The organism is Bacteroidales bacterium (genome assembly GCA_035647615.1).
Lineage (GTDB): Bacteria > Bacteroidota > Bacteroidia > Bacteroidales > 4484-276 > SABY01.
In genome coordinates, this window is record DASRND010000035.1 from 47,625 (window position 1) to 65,843 (window position 18,219).

16 protein-coding genes are annotated in these 18,219 nt (G+C 46.3%); 7 read left to right on the top strand and 9 right to left on the bottom strand.

The genetic code is table 11. The features are described 5' to 3' along the window. Positions 1 to 13: 13 nt before the first annotated feature. On the bottom strand, positions 14 to 511 hold the full coding sequence (locus tag VFC92_11785) for a histidine phosphatase family protein (protein ID HZK08867.1): 498 nt from the start codon (positions 509 to 511) through the stop codon (positions 14 to 16). Between the two features lie 127 nt (positions 512 to 638). Then, complete coding sequence (locus VFC92_11790; GenBank protein HZK08868.1) at positions 639 to 1,181, bottom strand: hypothetical protein; 543 nt, start codon at positions 1,179 to 1,181, stop codon at positions 639 to 641. A gap of 100 nt (positions 1,182 to 1,281) precedes the next feature. On the opposite strand from VFC92_11790, the gene VFC92_11795 reads away from it, so the two are divergent. The 3 genes from VFC92_11795 to VFC92_11805 are packed head-to-tail and all read left to right on the top strand — an operon-like array spanning position 1,282 to position 3,001. Beyond that, complete coding sequence (locus VFC92_11795; GenBank protein ID HZK08869.1) at positions 1,282 to 1,875, top strand: TIGR00730 family Rossman fold protein; 594 nt, start codon at positions 1,282 to 1,284, stop codon at positions 1,873 to 1,875. 27 nt (positions 1,876 to 1,902) lie between these two features. Then, positions 1,903 to 2,475, top strand: a complete 573-nt coding sequence (locus VFC92_11800; GenBank protein HZK08870.1) for an AAA family ATPase — start codon at positions 1,903 to 1,905, stop codon at positions 2,473 to 2,475. A 10-nt stretch (positions 2,476 to 2,485) separates the two neighbouring features. Beyond that, positions 2,486 to 3,001: a cytidine/deoxycytidylate deaminase family protein gene (locus VFC92_11805; GenBank protein ID HZK08871.1), complete on the top strand. Its 516-nt coding sequence runs from the start codon at positions 2,486 to 2,488 to the stop codon at positions 2,999 to 3,001. Positions 3,002 to 3,043: 42 nt separating this feature from the next. On the opposite strand, the gene VFC92_11810 is transcribed toward VFC92_11805, so the two are convergent. After that, positions 3,044 to 3,421 (bottom strand): hypothetical protein, encoded by a 378-nt coding sequence (locus tag VFC92_11810; GenBank protein HZK08872.1) that lies wholly within the window; start codon positions 3,419 to 3,421, stop codon positions 3,044 to 3,046. A gap of 228 nt (positions 3,422 to 3,649) precedes the next feature. Further along, on the bottom strand, positions 3,650 to 6,130 hold the full coding sequence (locus tag VFC92_11815) for an outer membrane beta-barrel family protein (GenBank protein ID HZK08873.1): 2,481 nt from the start codon (positions 6,128 to 6,130) through the stop codon (positions 3,650 to 3,652). A 490-nt stretch (positions 6,131 to 6,620) separates the two neighbouring features. Between VFC92_11815 and VFC92_11820 the strand changes: the two genes are divergently transcribed. The 4 genes from VFC92_11820 to buk all read left to right on the top strand — a co-directional run bounded on the left by VFC92_11820 (position 6,621) and on the right by buk (position 11,965). Beyond that, positions 6,621 to 8,525, top strand: a complete 1,905-nt coding sequence (locus VFC92_11820; protein HZK08874.1) for a LysM peptidoglycan-binding domain-containing protein — start codon at positions 6,621 to 6,623, stop codon at positions 8,523 to 8,525. A gap of 33 nt (positions 8,526 to 8,558) precedes the next feature. Next, on the top strand, positions 8,559 to 9,587 hold the full coding sequence (locus tag VFC92_11825; protein ID HZK08875.1) for a DUF4837 family protein: 1,029 nt from the start codon (positions 8,559 to 8,561) through the stop codon (positions 9,585 to 9,587). A gap of 332 nt (positions 9,588 to 9,919) precedes the next feature. Further along, positions 9,920 to 10,816 carry a bifunctional enoyl-CoA hydratase/phosphate acetyltransferase gene (locus tag VFC92_11830; GenBank protein HZK08876.1) on the top strand — a complete coding sequence of 299 codons (897 nt, stop codon included), beginning with the start codon at positions 9,920 to 9,922 and terminating at the stop codon, positions 10,814 to 10,816. Positions 10,817 to 10,888: 72 nt separating this feature from the next. After that, positions 10,889 to 11,965, top strand: a complete 1,077-nt coding sequence (buk, locus tag VFC92_11835) for a butyrate kinase (GenBank protein HZK08877.1) — start codon at positions 10,889 to 10,891, stop codon at positions 11,963 to 11,965. On the opposite strand, the gene VFC92_11840 is transcribed toward buk, so the two are convergent. From VFC92_11840 to VFC92_11860, 5 genes are all read right to left on the bottom strand, one after another. After that, positions 11,956 to 14,091, bottom strand: a complete 2,136-nt coding sequence (locus VFC92_11840; protein ID HZK08878.1) for a histidine kinase — start codon at positions 14,089 to 14,091, stop codon at positions 11,956 to 11,958. The genes buk and VFC92_11840 overlap by 10 nt on opposite strands. 108 nt (positions 14,092 to 14,199) lie before the next feature. Further along, positions 14,200 to 15,174 carry an electron transfer flavoprotein subunit alpha/FixB family protein gene (locus VFC92_11845; protein ID HZK08879.1) on the bottom strand — a complete coding sequence of 325 codons (975 nt, stop codon included), beginning with the start codon at positions 15,172 to 15,174 and terminating at the stop codon, positions 14,200 to 14,202. A 28-nt stretch (positions 15,175 to 15,202) separates the two neighbouring features. Then, a complete protein-coding gene (locus tag VFC92_11850; protein HZK08880.1) occupies positions 15,203 to 15,952 on the bottom strand; it encodes an electron transfer flavoprotein subunit beta/FixA family protein in 750 nt (249 codons plus the stop codon). Between the two features lie 109 nt (positions 15,953 to 16,061). After that, entirely contained in the window at positions 16,062 to 17,204 is a 1,143-nt protein-coding gene (locus tag VFC92_11855; protein ID HZK08881.1) for an acyl-CoA dehydrogenase, read from the bottom strand. Between the two features lie 131 nt (positions 17,205 to 17,335). Further along, positions 17,336 to 17,851, bottom strand: coding sequence for a hypothetical protein (locus VFC92_11860; protein ID HZK08882.1), 516 nt, complete (start codon positions 17,849 to 17,851; stop codon positions 17,336 to 17,338). Positions 17,852 to 18,219 lie beyond the last annotated feature (368 nt).

Consider the following 18,219-nt stretch of genomic DNA (forward strand, 5'->3'; position numbering starts at 1 on the left):
CAGGGATTGCATGTTAGTTTTTCAACATCGAAGGGGTGACAACAAAAACGGTTTCCACTTTGGCTTGGTCGATCTTTTCCCAGGCGTCGGTTTCGAAGCGCAGCGCCACCACCGCGGAGGTAGGCAGCCAGTCGATGTGTTGGTCGGCATATTCGTTGGCAAAGTCGCTCACTACCGGGTTGTGGCCAACAATCATCACCGAACTTACATCGTTGGGCAAACCGTAGATAAGGTTTGATAAAGCGTTGGTGCCACCGTGATAAATTTCGGGCTCTGTAATTATCTGATCCACTTCCACACCTAAAGCAGGTCCAAGCATGCGTGCGGTTTCTGCCGCTCTTACGGCATGGCTGGCATAAAGCAAATCAACCTTTACGCCGCTTTCCTGCAAAAACTTAATAATCCGCTCTGTGCGCTTGAAGCCCTTGGGAATGACGGGGCGCTCGTAATCTTCGAGTTGTGGAGAGTCCCACGACGACTTGGCGTGGCGTACGATGTAAACTGTTTTCATATTTTAAAGTTTTAGTCGGCTTATTTTTTTAATTAAAAATTTATTTACCGTTTTTATCTCCTTGCGCAACGCATCAATTTGTGCATCGGTAAGGCCGGTCAATGTTTTGATTCAACCATTCTGCAAATTACAACTCTGCATAGGTTTTGCGAAAGCTCTCCAGCGGAATCATCAGGTTGGCCTGCCGCCCGTCGGAATACATAAAAAAGATGATGATGGTGTCGAATTCGTTGAATCTGGCAAAGACATCCGTTTTGTTGCCGGAATAACCTTCCTGAAAATTGACATAACACATTTGATTGTCGCAATGGCTGTAAGGCGCCATCAATGGCTCACCGATAAGTTCAGAGCTATAGCCGTACTCCATTTTTACATTTTCCCCAAAGTTGATCATCACACCCATATTGCGTTCTGCATCAGCCGGAATCTGCAAACGCATCCTGGCCGGCCGCTGCTTTTGGTTATTTTTTTCGACAACCAGCAATATTGTATCATAGCTCCCGCTTTGGTTGTCGAACGGCACATCCATTTGCATTGTTGCCATCGAATCGTTGCGCGTAACATCCCATTGATACTCCGTTACCAAAAACCCGGAAGGATTGCTATCGTTTTGAGCAAAACCCGAAATCGCCGATACAAGCATTAAAACAGTGAAAAATAGATTTTTCATTTAATTTTTCTCCTTGTTAATAATAGAATTACAACTTCATTAAAATACGAATTGTCCACAAAAATAGACAAAAGCACTACTTTTACCCGCTAATTTTTAAATGATGAAATCAATAGCTGTTTTTTGTGGATCGAGTGTGGGCATGCGCCCGGAATACATAACCGGAGCGCGGCGGCTGGGACAAAGGCTGGCAGCCGAGAATCTGCGTCTGGTGTATGGCGGTGGCAACATCGGGCTGATGCGTGAGGTGGCCGATGCTGCCCTGGAGGCCGGTGGCGAAGTGGTGGGTGTAATGCCGCGCCTCATTGTGGATAAAGAAATTGCACACACAGGCGTTACAGAACTGATTATTGTAAATAGCATGCACGAGCGCAAAGCTAAAATGGCAGAACTTGCGGATGCTTTTGTGGCGCTGCCTGGCGGATTCGGCACCATCGACGAACTTTTTGAGATCATGACCTGGAACCAACTGGAGATCATCAACAAACCCGTCGGGCTGCTCAACATTAGTGGCTTTTTTGATAAACTGCTCGATTATATTCATCACGCCGTTGCCGAGCGATTTGTTCGCAGCGAGCACGCCCGCAACCTGATAGTGGAAGCTGATGAGGCATTATTACTTCATAAAATCAGAACCTTCCAGCCCACCCACGCCGAAAAATGGATAGACCGCCTGAAGATGGATATGATTTAAAATTTGATTATTAATAAAATTTAAAAAATGATCATCATTGGTATCACCGGAACGATTGGGGCAGGCAAAGGCACGCTGGTAGAATATTTAAAACAAAAAGCGCATTTCCGGCATTTCTCAGTGCGCGAATTTCTAACGGAGGAAATTCTGCGGCGGCAGTTGCCCGTGAATCGCGATTCGATGACGCACATCGCCAACGAGCTGCGCGCCACATACTCGCCTTCCTACATCATCGACCAGCTTTATAATCGGGCGGTACAGCAGGGCGACAACGCAATAATAGAAAGTATCCGCACACCCGGCGAAGTTTTGAGCTTACGCAAAAAAGATAACTTTTTCCTCTTTGCAATCGATGCCGATCCGGCCATCCGCTACCAACGCATCGTGGCAAGAGCCAGCGAAACTGATCACATAGATTACCAAACATTTCTTGCCAACGAAGCGCGTGAAATGCAAACCACCGACCCCAATAAGCAAAACCTGCGACAGTGTATCGCCATGGCCGACTTTTATTTTGACAACAACGGAACACGCGAGTCACTGGAGAAGCAGTTGCAAAAGACTTTGCAGGGCATCCTGCCATCAGAAAACAAAAAGTAAAACTTACACAATGGAAAACACTAATAACCCCACCAACCCAACCGGCAAGTACCAGCGTCCGAGCTGGGACGAATATTTCCTGGAACTGGCCAACACGGCAGCCAAGCGAGCCACCTGCGACCGCGGCCGCAGCGGCTGTGTAATTGTTCGCAACAAACATGTGCTGGTAACGGGCTATGTGGGCTCGCCGCTGGGGCTGCCCCACTGCGACGATGTAGGGCATCTGTTCAAAAGCGTGACCCATGCCGATGGCCATGTCAGCCAACATTGTATGCGCACGGTGCACGCCGAGCAAAACGCCATTTGTCAGGCTGCAAGGCTGGGCATTGGCCTCGAAAACGGAACACTCTATTGCCGCATGACACCCTGCCGAACCTGCGCCATGCTTATCATCAACTGCGGCATTGCGCGCGTGGTGTGTGAAAAAAAATACCACGCCGGCGCTGAATCCGAAGAGATGTTCGAGCTGGCAGGCGTGGTACTCGATTTTATAAACGATGAAATTGTGACCTACGATAATCAATAAACCGACAGCTATCCGCAGACTTTAGTATTGCGGAGTAGCTCCTCAAAGATTGGTATTCTCGTCAGCATCGTCACCGTAGCCCCGAACAGTACTTTCGCCAATAACATAAGTAGCTCTTTGGCCGGCTACCTGCGAAAACAACACCTCATACTCCTCTCCCGCTTCCAGCATCATCACTCGTGTGTAAGCTCGCTCGTTGTGCTCCACAATAAGGTTGGTGTGGCAAATGGGACAGTAAAAATCGACGTGTTCACCTTCGGCGACTTTAAACTCCGGATGACGGATGGCGCGGTAATCGCCCAGGTCGGAGGTGAGCAGCACCAATCCCTGATGGCCAGAGGCGGTGCGTGCTGAGAGCACGATGCGCTCGTTGATGTAAAGCTGCCCATGACAAAACGGACAATAAAAACTTGTTTCCATAATTTATGTGTTTATCATTTTCAATCAGGCACAAATTTAAAACGAATCCTGATAAAAGACGCTTTCATTGGTGTTTTTTGTGATTATTTAAAATAGGAAGCTTTCGCAAAAGATGAATTTCTCATTCACGAAGTTACACCAGAAGATATCTTGACCTGTCTATTTTATGCAGCAGACAGGGAAAGAAAAATTCGTGCTAAATCATGAAGCTCCTTTTCGAGCAACACTTTAAAATTCATTTTCCATTTCTATTTCAGCACCATTGCCATTATCGGTGCCATTGCGATCAACACGTTTTTCGTAGTTGTTGATTTTCCAGCTTAAGCTAATGCTAAAGATTGGAGCTTTGCGATTGAAATAGTTGTAGGAAGAAAAACCGGTGCCTGAAGAGGTAAACTCATGTTTGCCGGTTTTGAAGATGTCGCGGATAGAAAGTGTTGCCGAAAGGTTTTTGTTGAAAAAATCTTTGCGAACAGCAGCACTGGTCATAAAGAAACCTGTGGTCTCTCCCTGTGCGGTGATGGAAGGCCCGTAATACATGCCGTTTAACTGCAAGCGCAGATCGTAAGGCAATTTTACGACAGCATTCAGGCGGCTGTTCCAGTTGAGGCTTTCAGCATCCACCGATTGATTTTCTACATCGCCTTCCAGCCGGTATTGATAGAGATTTGCCGTAACGTTGAGGTTGAGCCACTTTACCGGATCGAAACGCACCATCAGCTCACCGCCCAGCGAGTAGTCGTTGTTGAGGTTTTCGAAAGTGTGCATAAAGGTATTGTCGGCTTGCAGGGTACGGATGCGGGTAATTTTATTGGTGGTAACACGGTAATATCCTTCGAGCGAAAACATAGCGCCCCATGCCCACATCTGGTAGCCAAGTTCGTAGGAGTCGGTATATTCGGGCTGCAGGGCAGGGTTCCCTTTACGGTAATTAAACTGATCAGTATAGTTGATGAATGGATCGAGGTACCATCCGCCCGGTCGATCGATACGGCGGGTATAACTTGCCAGCAGCTGGTTTTTGTTTGTAAATGACTTGCTCAGGTGCACCGTAGGGAACAAATCCCACCGATCTATCAAAGTACCTTCCGTGCTGCGGGCATTCTTTATCTCGCGATAGGTGTATTCGCCGCGCAAGCCAAGCTGATAGCCGAAACTTTTCCACTTGTCGGAATAAATACCGTATACCGCATGAATGTCGCGGCGGAAGTCCATGCTGTTTGAAAACATTGTATCCTCCACCCATTCGCTTGTGATGTAGTGATAGTCATCAAGAATGTAGATATCGTTTTTGTCTTCGATGCGCATCTGATAGCCTGCTTCTATTTTCCCATTTTCACTTACCGGAAGCACATAATCCACATTAAAACGATAATTATTGCTGGTATTTTTCTCGATGGTGCGGATGAAGCTGGGTTCTTCTTCGATAGGCTGAAAAAAAGCATCCGTATTTGCTTCTTTCTGTTCGTCGCTGTTGTCGCCCTCGCGTTGCGCGTAGTAGAGCATCATGTCGATCTTGTGGCCTTTCATATCGAATTTGTGCTGCAGGCTAAGTTTTCCGTTGTAATAATTACCATTTCTCGACATTTCGCTGATGTTGGAGCTGAAGATGTCGATAGTTTCAGGAAAAGAAAACTGATGCAGATGGCTTTTCCCGCCGCCGTTAAAGTCGTAATAGCCATATCGGCCTTCGGCGGAGATCACGGTGCGGTTGGTGATAAAATATTCGATGCCGCCACGCACGCCATAGCCTTCCCGTCCGCGGTTGCGGCTGCCAATATCATTGCGGAAGAATGTGGTGTCGTTGCGATAGGTCTCGTCCCTGGACTCTCGCTCGCCTTCATGCCGGCGATTGTTGTAATCTGCGCCGATGAAAAAGTTAAATTTTTGGTAGTGATAATTCAGCAGGAAGTCGATGCTGGTGGAGTTTTTACTGCCAATGGAAGCGTTGACCACGCCACTAAAACCTTTGTCGATTTTTTCTTTTAAAACCACATTGATGATACCGGCCACACCGTCGGGATCATATTTTGCCGAGGGGTTTGTAATGATTTCGATGGTCTCGATATTGCTGGCGGGGATTTGCTGCAAAGCATCTGAACCTTGCAGAATGCTGGGACGCCCGTCGATGAGAACGGTAAACGAGGAACTCCCGCGCAGGCTTACGTTGCCGTCGATGTCGACCTGAACGGAAGGCGTATTTTCCAAAGCCGTTACTGCTGAGCCACCCTGCGCCATGATGTCCTGACTTACGTTCACTACCTTCTTGTCGATCTGGTATTCGACGAGCTGTTTTTGTGCGGTGATTTCGACAGCCTGGAGCGCTTCGGTTGACGAATGCAATTCTATCACACCCAGGTCGACAGCAGTTTTTTGAGGTGTGATCCTAATGTCTTGAATGGTTTTTTTGGTGAAGCCGATAAAGTTGGCCACCAGATAATGACGACCAAAGGGTACTTTTTCCAAAATAAATTTCCCATCCATGGTGCTGATAGCTCCGGTGACCATTGCCGAATCGCGCACGCTGAACAGAACCACATTGGCGTATTCCATCAGGTTGCCGGTGCCAAATTCCTCAATGGTGCCCGTTACCACTCCAATGGGTGGGCCACTCTGACCCTGGCCACCGCCTCCATGCTGCTGGGCTGAAACGGTGAAAGTTAAAGAGAGGAAAATTATTGTTATTGCTTTTGCTACTATTATCTTCATTTTATCTTGAGTTAACAAGGCATAACAACTACATGCGCCGCCTGTTTAGTATTTTTGATTTTTTAGACATTCGGCAGCAGTCGATTATTCCATGGAGAGTAATAAAAAAAGGGGGGTATTTTGAAATGCAAATATTTTGGGCTAAAACCCCATCAGATTTTGCATCATTTCTACCCGACCTGAACGCCGGGGTTAGTGATTGCTGCAGCCTTATTCCTCATTTAAACAATTCCTCTTTTACTAAATAAATGGCCTGAGGCAAATTATATTACCGGCACATCCTGCGGAATGGTTTGCAAGGTTTGTATGTATTTGAGGAAAATCGGGTGCATCGCCTTTCTGAGCATTTGTAAATTTTCCCGAGGTTATTCAAGGTTTAACTTTCGGGGGACCCCCGTTTGCCTAAAACTTGAATGAATCTTTATCTTTGCACCGTAAAAATAAAACTACAGGAATACGTTTATTTCTAAAACTAAAACCACAGAAAGTAATGTACACATGGAAACCCACTATATCGGCTGCTCTGGCAGTTGCGCTTATTATCAGCTTGTTTACCTCATGCAGCATGTTTCGTCCGCGCGAAACTGCCAAAGTGCCGCAAAAGAGCACCAAAAAGGTAGTGAATGTCCACCATCGTGATATCCAATACGACTTTCAATCAGAAGATGAGATGGGCGATCTGTTGATGTTTCCCGACACAGCACTCAGCTACGACACCGTATCGTCAGTCGAAAGCATCCACTTTCGTGATTCGCTGCTGAACTACAGCAACGAGATGCTCAACGACGATGAACGCGCCATGATGCTTGTAGAAGATTCACCGGCGATGCGTGTGCTCGACAGTCTGGTGAATATCCGCTTTTTTAATGACGACCATTTTATTACCGATCGCGACAAGCTCAACGTTTATCATTGGAAGGTAAACGAAGTGCCCACCTATCCCGATTCCATCATCGAAAAACGCATTGCGATGCTCAACCGCCACTCGCCGTTTGAACTCACCTACAACAAAACGGTAGGTAATTTTATTGATCTTTACGCCAATCGGAAGCGTGAATTATCAGCACGATTGCTGGGGCTTTCGGAGGTTTACTTTCCTATGTTCGAAGAAATTCTCGACAGCTATAATCTTCCATTGGAGCTTAAATACCTGGCGGTGGTAGAGTCGGCGCTGATACCCAATGCCGGGTCGCATGCCGGAGCTAAGGGCTTGTGGCAATTTATGTATGGCACCGGCAAAATGTATGGCCTTCAGGTTACCTCGATGGTCGACGACCGTTACGATCCCTACAAATCGACTATTGCTGCTGCTGAGCATCTGCGCGATCTTTACGCAATTTATCACGACTGGTCGCTGGTGCTTGCCGCCTACAACTCTGGTGCAGGCAATGTAAATAAAGCTATTCGCCGCTCAGGCGGAGTAAAAAATTACTGGGCTATCTGGCCTTATCTTCCCCGCGAAACACGTGGCTATGTGCCGGCTTTTATCGCCGTCAACTATCTGATGAGTTTTGCCCCTGAGCACAATCTATTCCCGGTCGATCCCGGAATTCTTTACAATGGCATCGACACGGTGATGGTGAACAGAACCCTCAGCTTCGACCAGATTTCCGAATATCTCAATATGCCTATCGGCGACATCCAATTCCTTAATCCATCCTTCAAGCTGGGAATTATCCCCGCTGATTCTACTAGCATTTACGTCCTGCGCCTGCCGCGTGATGTGATAGCTGAATTTGTTTCGAATGAGGATGCTATTTATAATTATAAAAGCACCAAAGGATTGGCCCACGATCAGATGCTGAAGCAGATAGAAGCAGCCAAACAACGCCAGGTACACGTGGTGCGCAGTGGCGAAAATTTGAGCACCATTGCCAACCGTTACCGCTGCTCGGTGTCGAGCCTGCGTTCGTGGAACAACCTACGCGGCAACACCATTCACCCCGGACAAAAACTGATTGTTCATGCCGGCGCCGACGCTCCATCAGCCGCATCTGCTGCTGCACCTGCTGCTCAAAGAGAAGTCACAGCTAAGGCTGAAAATAAAACGTATCACACGGTGAAAAGTGGTGAAAACCTCGGTCTTATCGCCAAAAAATACAAATGCTCCACCACTGACCTGCGCAAGTGGAATAACCTTAAAAGCAACACCATTCAGCCCCGCCAGAAACTTTTGGTTTCTCAGCCGGTTGCTGCCAACAGCGGTAGCAAGAGCACAACTTCTGATTCCAATTCCGACTACATCATCTACACCGTAAAACAAGGCGACACTTTATGGGACATCGCTAAACAATACGAAGGCGTTACCGTTGAACAGATCAAACAACTCAACAATATCACCAATACCAAATCGCTACGACCCGGACAAAAATTAAAGGTGTTGGTAAAAGGATAATCCAGGAACTATACAATTTCTAAAATGATGCTCATGAAAAATATGCAAATGATTCTCGGCAGGATGGCAATAGCCGGTTTTCTTGTTTTGGCAATAGCTGGTTGCGATTTCGACAGATCTTCCCTGCAGCCCTCCACCGGAAAAACCAACGAGATGGTGGTGGTGACGCCCGGCGACGCTTATTGGAACGGAAAAATGGGGCAGGTCATCCAGCAGTTTTTTGGACAGGAAGTACCCGGGCTGCCGCAAAGCGAAGAGATGTTCGACATGGCGCACGTGCCCGAAGCCAATTTCTCGAAGCTCTTCAAAACGCACCACAACATCTTTATCGTCGAAATTAATCCTGATTTTAAAAAGCCATTGCTCGAAACCAAACCCGACCTGTGGGCCAAGCCGCAGCGTGTGGTAAAAATGGTAGTGCCCACCGAAGAAGCCTTTTATGACGCTTTCGCTAAAAACAAGGAGGCCATAGTCGAGCTTTTCAACGCAAACGAACGCCACAGAGCCAACACTGCTTTTGCTACCATTCAGGATTTCGACATCACCGGCATGCTGCGCGACAAATATCAGGTGACTATGGTCATTCCCAAAAGTTTTTATGCGGCAACAAAGGCCGACAATTTTGTGTGGCTGCGTCGTGAGGCTGAGCAGTTTTCGCAGGCCGTGCTCATCTGGCACCATCCTTACTCCGACACTTCGGCATTCGACTACAACAGACTGATGGCGGTTCGCGACTCGATAACGCGCAAATACATCCCCGGCCCTTCCGATGGTTCCTACATGAAAATTGGCATGGAAGAGCCTCCCGTTGCCCGTCGCATCGACTTCAAAAATCATTTTGCAGTGGAGATGCGTGGATTGTGGGATGTGCAAGGCGACTTTATGGGCGGCCCATTTTTGAGTTACACTTTCGTGGATGAACCCAACAGCCGGCTGGTTACCATCGACAGTTACGCATACAACCCCAGCCATAACAAACGCGATCTGGTGCGGCAGCTTGAAGCGATATTATATACCTATCAGTTCAATAGCGATAAAACAAAAGAACAGGAAGCTGAGTAGAAAGATAGAAGTTGGGATAGAAATTAGAAAAACATATTTAAACTGTTGTTAGGACGAGGCTGAGACTCGTCCTTTCTATTTTTAAAGGCTTTGCCTGTTTTGATAAAGAAGTTTAAGATTGACTGTTCTCTAATTAATATAGATTTTGTAACCCTAAATTTTTACTTAGAATTGCCATTCTTGATCCTTCTCTGCTTTCCTGTTAAAAAAAGCAACAATTGTAATAAGTTGTCAGCAACGAAAAAGTGATGGCTGACGCTGCTGGTGTATTTTTGTGCCACTTGAGGTAATTAGGATAAATAGATCATTCACATAAAAATACTCGATACAAAATGGTAAAAAATCTTCAGGAATTGGTTGAGATAGCCAAAGGCAAAAAAACACGCAAGCTGGTATTGGCCGCTGCTGGTGACGAAGACGCAATGTTGGCCGTACAAAACGCTACCACCAACGGCATCATCGAACCGATTCTCATTGGCGACATGCAGAAAATTACCGCCATCGCCAAAAAAATCAATTTCGACATTAGCAAATTCGAAACTTTCGACGAAAAAGATAATGGGGCAGCATCCTTGAAAGCCTGTATTATGATAAATGAAGGCAAAGCTGAGATTTTGATGAAAGGCGCCGTAGGAACCGGAACCCTGATGAAAGCTGTGCTCAACAAAGAACACGGCTTGCGCTCTGGCGATACGCTGAGCCACATGGCTGTATTTGAGTCGCCACATTATCACAAGCTGCTTGGTGTAACCGATGCTGCCATGAACGTAGCTCCTGATCTGGAAACCAAAATTGCCATTATAAAAAATGCGATCCAAGTCTTTCATAAAATCGGCTGCCCCAATCCGAAAATTGCCGTTGTAGGAGCGGTAGAAAGCGTAAACCCACGCATGGAATCTACCTTGCACGCAGCTGCCCTCACTATGATGAACCGCCGCAATCAGATTAAAGGCTGCATGATTGATGGCCCGCTGGCTGTTGACAATGCTGTTTCACGCAAATCGGCAGAGCTTAAAGGTGTTTCCAGCGACGTTGCCGGTGATGCCGACATCATTGTTGCTCCCGACATCGACAGCGGCAACATCCTTTACAAATCACTCAACTTTTTGGGTGGTGCCGTATCGGCAGCCGTCATTATGGGCGCCAAAGTTCCCATCGTGCTAACCTCACGCAGCGACAGCGACCGCAGCAAGTTCCTTTCTATTGCACTTGCCGCTAACATTGGCTAAAATTTGATTTTGCAAACAGCATAGTTGGCTGTTTTTTTTAATATTAAAACACAAAATAATTTGCTCATCTGCATGGAGGGTATAGGAATATTGACGATAAATCCGGGCTCAACGTCCACAAAAATTGGCGTTTTTGTTGATCTAAACCCGGTTTTTCTCAAAAGCATCAACCACGATCCGGAGGAACTGGCACAATTTGATAAGATTACTGATCAGTTCGATTACCGCAAGGATATTATTACTGCACAACTCAATGCAGCAGAGATTCAGGAAAATGTGATAAAAGCTGTTGTGGGCCGGGGTGGGATGCTGCATCCCATCGAGTCGGGAGTGTACGAGGTAAATGAGCGCATGAAAGAAGATTTGCGTAACAGCCCTGTTGGCGAGCATGCCTCAAACCTGGGCGGTCTCATTGCCGATGCTTTTGCACAGAAACTCCCCGGCGTAAAAGCCTACATTGCCAACCCTGTAGTTGTTGACGAACTCGACGATATTGCCCGCTATTCCGGCCATCCGTTATTCAAACGTATCAGCATCTTCCATGCTTTAAATCAAAAAGCTGTAGCACGATCGCACGCCAAGTCGGTGATGCGTCGCTACGAAGAGATGAATATTATTGTAGCACATTTGGGCGGCGGCGTCACTGTAGGAGCACATTGCCAGGGGCGCGTCATCGATGTAAATAATGGCCTCGACGGCGATGGACCTTTCTCGCCCGAACGCTCAGGAACTTTGCCTGTCGGCGCATTGGTAAGAGCCTGCTTCAGCGGAAAATATACGCAGAAGGAGATACAGAAGATGATAAAAGGCGGCGGCGGACTAGTAGGTTATCTCGGCACCAATAATGCCTATGATGTGGAGATGAAAATGATGGAAGGCGACAAAGAATCCGGGAAAATATTTGAAGCTATGGCCTACCAGGTGGCCAAAGAAATTGGCGCCATGAGCGCCGTGCTGAGTGGCGACGTTGACGCTATTCTGATTACCGGCGGCATAGCACACAGCAAATGGTTTGTAAACAAAGTGATAGAACGCGTACAAAAAATAGCCCCCGTGCACGTTTATCCTGGCGAAGATGAGATGAAAGCCCTTGCCATGAACGGCATGCGCGTACTCACCGGCGAAACCGAAGTAAAAGTTTATTTGTGATCCTTAAGCCGCAGATACCGGCTGGCGACAGGCATCTTTACAACCACACGCGTTCCCGGAAATTCCTGTTTTATATCTAAATCGTACATCTCAAACACGATTCGGGTTTTGTTGAGTTCGTTGTAAACTTTCAGAAATTCCTCCATCAGATTTGCCGCTCTAAAAGCTTTCTCCTTGTTGTATTCGGCAGCTCTGATCATGCCCACACCATTATCTTCAAAGATGGCCTTCAATATTTTACCATCCTGAAATATTTCGATATGCAACAGCCCCCCCCTCTCGCGGTGCATCAACCCATTGTTAATAGCTGATTCGGCAAAAGTCTCGATGATCATCCGCGGCACTTCGATGGAAAGATTAACACCAGGATGAACTTTGATACTAAATTCAAATTTCTCGCGGTACCTGAATTTTTCTATCTCCAGATATTTTTGTGTAAAATCCAACTCCTCGTCGAGCGTGCGTGAGATCCGGTCGGAATAGAGCATAGTGCTGCGGATGAGCTTGCTGAACTTGGAGAAATAAGTATAAGCTTCCTCACGGTCTTCGCGATAGATGGCCGCAGCAATGGCATTTACAGCGTTGAAGGTAAAATGCGGATCCATTTGGTTGCGGATGCTTTTGAGCTTTAGCTCGGCAAGCGTCTTTTCGCGTAGGTAGTGCGCCTTGATTATTTTTTTCTGACCCCGGATAATCAAACAAATCATGAGCACATAAAAAACATAAATAGCCGCAATTATTAAAATGGCTTTTAGCAGAAAATATTTATCATAAATATGCTCAAACTCGTAGATGGATTGTCCTATCTGAATCATTAACCTCTTGCTGCCATCCCTAGCATTGAAGGTAGTGAGATTGTTTATTTCAAAATCCGCATTAGTGATTGCAAACTTATAGCTATGGTCGAACTGCTGGGTGTAAATATGCAACACATTTCCAGCGGGCGTTTTTTTATAAAAAACAAAATCGGGAATCACTTCATTGGTAATACTCAGGTTTTGCAGATAAAATAGATTCTTATCAATAGAATACTTTTTTATAACCTTCATATTTTCTGCAGGATCATAAAACCAAATATCTCCGTCTGAAGATGAGTAGGATCCCAGGAAATGCTGATAAGGTTTCATACATTCAAAAAACAGCGCATCGTCGGGAACATTCAGTTCCAAAGGGCTAAGCACCCTGGTAGTCATGTTGTAGGTGTAGGATTTATTGACGGGTACCCGCTCATGATTTTGGCCTATCAATAAAATATTTTTAGTGCTGTCCTGCCGGTAAAGGAAGTTAAAAACCTTTCCGTTGCCAGCGCCCAGATTCACAGGCTCGACAGCAAATTCTAAAAGATGATTGTAAATGACAAACCACTGCTGGTCGTCATGATAGGGAACCGAATCACCTGGACTGATATTCTCCAGAGCAGAGGTGGTGGGAATGATCTCCTGGTAGCCGTCGTTGTCCAGATCAACAAAAGATAAACCAATGATGGCGAAGCCGGCAGGCTGCGTTTTTAACAGCGTACTGTCAGCGAAATTGTAGGCATAAATACGGCGTGGTTGTTTACTATATCCGGCATTAATAACCGCGACGACTTCGCTGGAACCATCGCTGTTAAGATCGCTGGTGTAAAGTTGAGAGTCGTAATGAAAGCGGTTATTTACTTTACGAATAACATCCAAAAACAGGTCATCCACGATTTTACGGGTGTCGTCGAGCGGATCAATACCACCCAGAAACACAGAGTCGTTGCGTTGATAAAGCGTAAAGACATCCAGAACACCATCACCAGTGCAGTCGGAAAAAGTTAAGTTGTGGCTGCTTTTATTCAAAAAACCATTAAAGTTCCACTGCCCCCAGGTTTCGCCGGTGCCCGAAAAAATCATCATTGCGCATTGATCTATCTCGTTTTGAAAATGGACAATACATTCGTCGATGCCATCATTATCAAGATCGTGATAAAAATAAACTCTATTGCCACCCAGATGCTGGGCATAAGAAACAGAGGAGGGAACCAGATTACTTTGACGAAGCGTAAAAGGGTAAAGCAAAATGGTGATTAATGCAAAGGGAATGGCCATCACCAAAGGACTGAGCAACACAATACTTATTTTATCTCTTATTCCCGACATAAAAGGACGCATTAAAATCAATCGTCAAAAGAAGGTAAAATTACACAAAAACGCCGGGAAAAGAAATACTTTCCCCGGCGCAGGCAATTATTTAACAAATTATTGTTATTAATTTTCAGCTTTAAATTTCCTGAAAGCATCGTTCAGCTGCGGCAGCACTTTCTGCACATCGCCTACAATACCATAATCGGCAGCCTGGAAAATGGGAGCATCTTTGTCGGTATTAATGGCCACGATAACCTTTGAAGAACTCACACCGGCAAGGTGCTGAATGGCTCCGGAGATTCCCAGGGCAAAATATAAATTGGGAGCAACTATTTTTCCGGTTTGCCCAACGTGCTCTGAATGGGGGCGCCATCCTTCGTCGGAAATGGGTCGTGAGCAGGCGGTGGCGGCGCCCAGTATTTCGGCCAGCTCTTCGATGGGCTGCCAGTTTTCGGCGCTTTTCATACCGCGGCCACCCGAAACGATGATCTCGGCATCGTTGAGCAGTATTTTACCACTGGCTTTTTGTGTGTCGGTTACACGGATTTTTGATGTTGCTGGTGCTTCCGCCTGCATCGCTTCGATGGTTACTTCGGCAGGGTGCTCTTTTACACCAAAACTATTTTGCGACAAGCTAATGATTTTGCATTCGCTGTTTACGACTACATCTGCGAAAGCCTTGCCGTGGAATACTTTTTTGGGAATTGTAAACGGAGCCAGGTTGGAAGGAAGTCCGGTTGCGGCAAATACCATCCCGGCCTTTAATTTTACGGATACGCGTGGCGCAATGGCTTTGGCGGTATTGGATGCTGAAAAGATGATGACGCCGGCGTTTTCCTGTTTGGCTGCCTGCGCAATGACAGTGGCATAAGCCTGGTTTTGTAAAGTATTAAATGCTTCGCCGGAAACCTTCAGCACTTTGCTGATGCCATAAGTACCCAAAGACTTTAGCTCATCTTCGGCCACATCTCCCAGGGAAATGGCGATGACCTGCCCACCCAGTTTTCGGGCTATTTCCGAACCATAAGAAGCAATTTCGTAAACGGATTTTTTAAACTTGCCGTCGAAATTTTCGGTGTATATCAGTACGTTGTTCATGGTAAATACAATTTTAAAAAGTTGAGTATTAAATAATTTTGGCTTCGTTGTGAAGCAGGCTCACCAGCTCAGCGGCATTGTCGGCCTCTATCATTTTGCAGGCTGCTTTGGGCTGCGGCGGTGTGTAATGCACAAATTCGGTCAGAGCTTCGGCACCTGCGGCAGGAACAACTTCGAGTGGTTTTTTACGCGCCATCATAATTCCCCGCATCGAAGGGATGCGTGGTTCGATTGCAATACCTTTCTGCACAATTGCAATCACCGGAGCAGCAGCTGAAACAACTTCAAAACCACCGGCTATTTCCCGGTTAAGTTTTATCTCGTTGCCTTCAATTTCTATTTTCGAAACCGACGACACGGATTCCATATTCAGAAACTCGGCCAGCATGCCACCCATTGCCGATCCGTTGTAGTCGGATGATTCTATTCCGCAAAGGATCAGATCGTAGTTTTTATCTTTTATGGCTTCGGCTATTTCGTGGGCTACTGCATAAGCATCGGCTGGCGCGGCATCTACGCGGATAGCGTCGTCGGCACCAATGGCCAACGCTTTGCGCAAAGTGGCTTCGGAGCCGGCATTGCCAACATGGATAATGCTCACCGACGGGATGCTGCCACCGGAAGCTTCTTTGAGTTCCAGAGCGCGTGTAAGCGCCAGCTCATCCCACGGATTGATGATCCACTGCACGCTGCTCAGGTCGATGGCGTTCTGGTCGCCGCTGAGTTTGATGCGGGTGGTAGTATCGGGTACATTGCTGATACAGACTAGTATTTTCATTATTCAAAAGTTTGATTTAGATTATTTTGATGCCGGCAAAAATAGATAAAATTTCTTCGGATGGCTTATCATCACCCACCGGATGTTAGTGATTGGCATAGCTGCCGGCTTATTTGCTTTTGAGAATGCTGCGCGAGATCACGATCTTTTGTATCTCGGAGGTGCCTTCATAAATCTGCGTAAGCTTGGCTTCGCGCATCAATCTTTCTACGTGATATTCTTTCACGAATCCATAGCCGCCGTGTATCTGAACAGCTTCGGTGGTTACTTCCATGGCAATGTCGGCAGCATAAAGCTTGGCCATCGAACCGGCCAGCGAATAAGGTTTGTTGTTGTCTTTGAGCCAGGCAGCTTTGTGCACCAGGTTACGTGCATTTTCTATTTTAAGATACATATCCGCAAGCTTAAAAGCGATGGCCTGGTGATCTGAGATAGGGCGACCAAAGGTTTTTCGCTCCTGCGAGTACTGCAGCGCCCTTTCGTAAGCACCCGCAGCAATTCCGGTAGCCTGTGCGGAAATGCCAATTCTACCAGCTTCGAGGGCTTTCATAGCGAATTTAAAACCAAAGCCATCCTCGCCCAGGCGGTTCTCTTTGGGCACTTTTACGTCGTTAAACATCACCGAATGGGTATCGCTGCTGCGCATGCCCATTTTGTCTTCGTGCGGCCCCAGACTGATGCCCGGAGAATGACGATCGACGATGAGCGCGTTGATGCCGTGGTGTTTTTTATCAGGATCGGTTTGTGCTATCACTATATAAATGGATGAATGGTCGGCGCTGGTAATCCAGTTTTTGATGCCGTTGAGCAGATAATGATCACCCTTGTCTTCGGCCAGCGTTTTTTGTGAAGTGGCATCAGAGCCGGCTTCAGGCTCCGAGAGCAGAAAAGCGCCGATATGTTCACCGGTGGCCATGCGTGGCAGAAATTTTTGTTTCTGCTCTTCCGTGCCGTATTTCTCCAGGCCATAGCTTACCAGCGAGTTGTGCACCGACATAATGACCGCCACCGAAGAGTCGATTTTCGAAATCTCTTCTATTGCCAACGCATACGACAAACTGTCCATGCCGCCGCCGCCATATTTCGGATCGATCATCATACCCAAAAATCCAAGCTCTGCCATCTCTTTAACATGAGCCGTCGGATAAGTGGCCGTGTGGTCGCGCTCTATAACGTCGGCTTCAAGCTTGCGGGCAAAATCGCGGGCAGCCTGTTTTATCATCAGATGTTCTTCGGTGTAATCAAAATTCATCTTTTTTTATTATTAGATTTAAAATGATTTATCTGATGTTTAACAGCTTACCGACTACTTTTGTTGCTAATTATTGGAGGCGTTTTTAATAAATTCCGAAAATCAATAATCCGACAACCTGCTTTTTGATTTCAAATAATCGCCCCTGTTTCTTTGGTCGTGAACTGATGAAGCACGCGTTTCAGCTCATCAGGCTTTTGGGTACCGATCAGTAATTTTTTTCCTTTGTGCAGGATGATCTTCAAGCCATAGCTGCCTGCAACTGAATATGCTTTGCCACCGCCGCCCAACCGATAGCCCCAGCCACCGTAGTCGCAGATGGGACGATATCGGATTACCTGCGCTGTGGCAATTTCCTTCCAGCTGATGTGCCTCTCCTTACGATGCAATATCGTAAAACGCCAGGTAACGCCCCGCGCATCAACACGCGTGTACAAGGCAATGATGCGAAAAAAAACAATCAGACCGATGGATATCGCTAAAGCTAAATATTGAACCACGTCAGGAGCTGGATTATTGCCGAAAGGTATGCCCATAATAATCTGCTGCACAAAGCCCCAAAAAATCACACCCGTTACTGCTATTATCAGAAGCCACAACCACCATTGATTGAAGCGCTGCTTTTCGGAAAATACTTTTGTTGCCATCGTTTTGTTTTGCGGCCAAAGATAGTAAGTAATTGATTTATAGTTTCGTTTCCTGATTCACGCAGAAAGCACCACTCTCGTCGAAGAAAAAATTGCCTCAACAGACAGATTTTTTGTGGCATCGACTGGAGTTGGAAACAATACGATCTGACATTATCACTAGCATATAAATATTCGAAAAACATTTTACAATACCCTATTCGTTACTCCCCGTGAATATTGGGAACAATACAAAACCTCCCGCTAAGATCTTTTTCTGATGCCTGTTGTTTGCTTTAAAAAGATTTTCCTATTTTTGTCAGCCAACGAAGCAAAAACACGACTTCATAATGAATAAGATTCTACAATTAACCATCCTCAGTATGCAC

Coding starts and splice junctions, on each gene's coding strand:
- VFC92_11785 (HZK08867.1), bottom strand. CDS start 511: ATGAAAACAGTTTACATCGTACGCCACGCCAAGTCGTCGTGGGACTCT.
- VFC92_11790 (HZK08868.1), bottom strand. CDS start 1,181: ATGAAAAATCTATTTTTCACTGTTTTAATGCTTGTATCGGCGATTTCG.
- VFC92_11795 (HZK08869.1), top strand. CDS start 1,282: ATGATGAAATCAATAGCTGTTTTTTGTGGATCGAGTGTGGGCATGCGC.
- VFC92_11800 (HZK08870.1), top strand. CDS start 1,903: ATGATCATCATTGGTATCACCGGAACGATTGGGGCAGGCAAAGGCACG.
- VFC92_11805 (HZK08871.1), top strand. CDS start 2,486: ATGGAAAACACTAATAACCCCACCAACCCAACCGGCAAGTACCAGCGT.
- VFC92_11810 (HZK08872.1), bottom strand. CDS start 3,421: ATGGAAACAAGTTTTTATTGTCCGTTTTGTCATGGGCAGCTTTACATC.
- VFC92_11815 (HZK08873.1), bottom strand. CDS start 6,130: ATGAAGATAATAGTAGCAAAAGCAATAACAATAATTTTCCTCTCTTTA.
- VFC92_11820 (HZK08874.1), top strand. CDS start 6,621: ATGTACACATGGAAACCCACTATATCGGCTGCTCTGGCAGTTGCGCTT.
- VFC92_11825 (HZK08875.1), top strand. CDS start 8,559: ATGAAAAATATGCAAATGATTCTCGGCAGGATGGCAATAGCCGGTTTT.
- VFC92_11830 (HZK08876.1), top strand. CDS start 9,920: ATGGTAAAAAATCTTCAGGAATTGGTTGAGATAGCCAAAGGCAAAAAA.
- buk (HZK08877.1), top strand. CDS start 10,889: ATGGAGGGTATAGGAATATTGACGATAAATCCGGGCTCAACGTCCACA.
- VFC92_11840 (HZK08878.1), bottom strand. CDS start 14,091: ATGTCGGGAATAAGAGATAAAATAAGTATTGTGTTGCTCAGTCCTTTG.
- VFC92_11845 (HZK08879.1), bottom strand. CDS start 15,174: ATGAACAACGTACTGATATACACCGAAAATTTCGACGGCAAGTTTAAA.
- VFC92_11850 (HZK08880.1), bottom strand. CDS start 15,952: ATGAAAATACTAGTCTGTATCAGCAATGTACCCGATACTACCACCCGC.
- VFC92_11855 (HZK08881.1), bottom strand. CDS start 17,204: ATGAATTTTGATTACACCGAAGAACATCTGATGATAAAACAGGCTGCC.
- VFC92_11860 (HZK08882.1), bottom strand. CDS start 17,851: ATGGCAACAAAAGTATTTTCCGAAAAGCAGCGCTTCAATCAATGGTGG.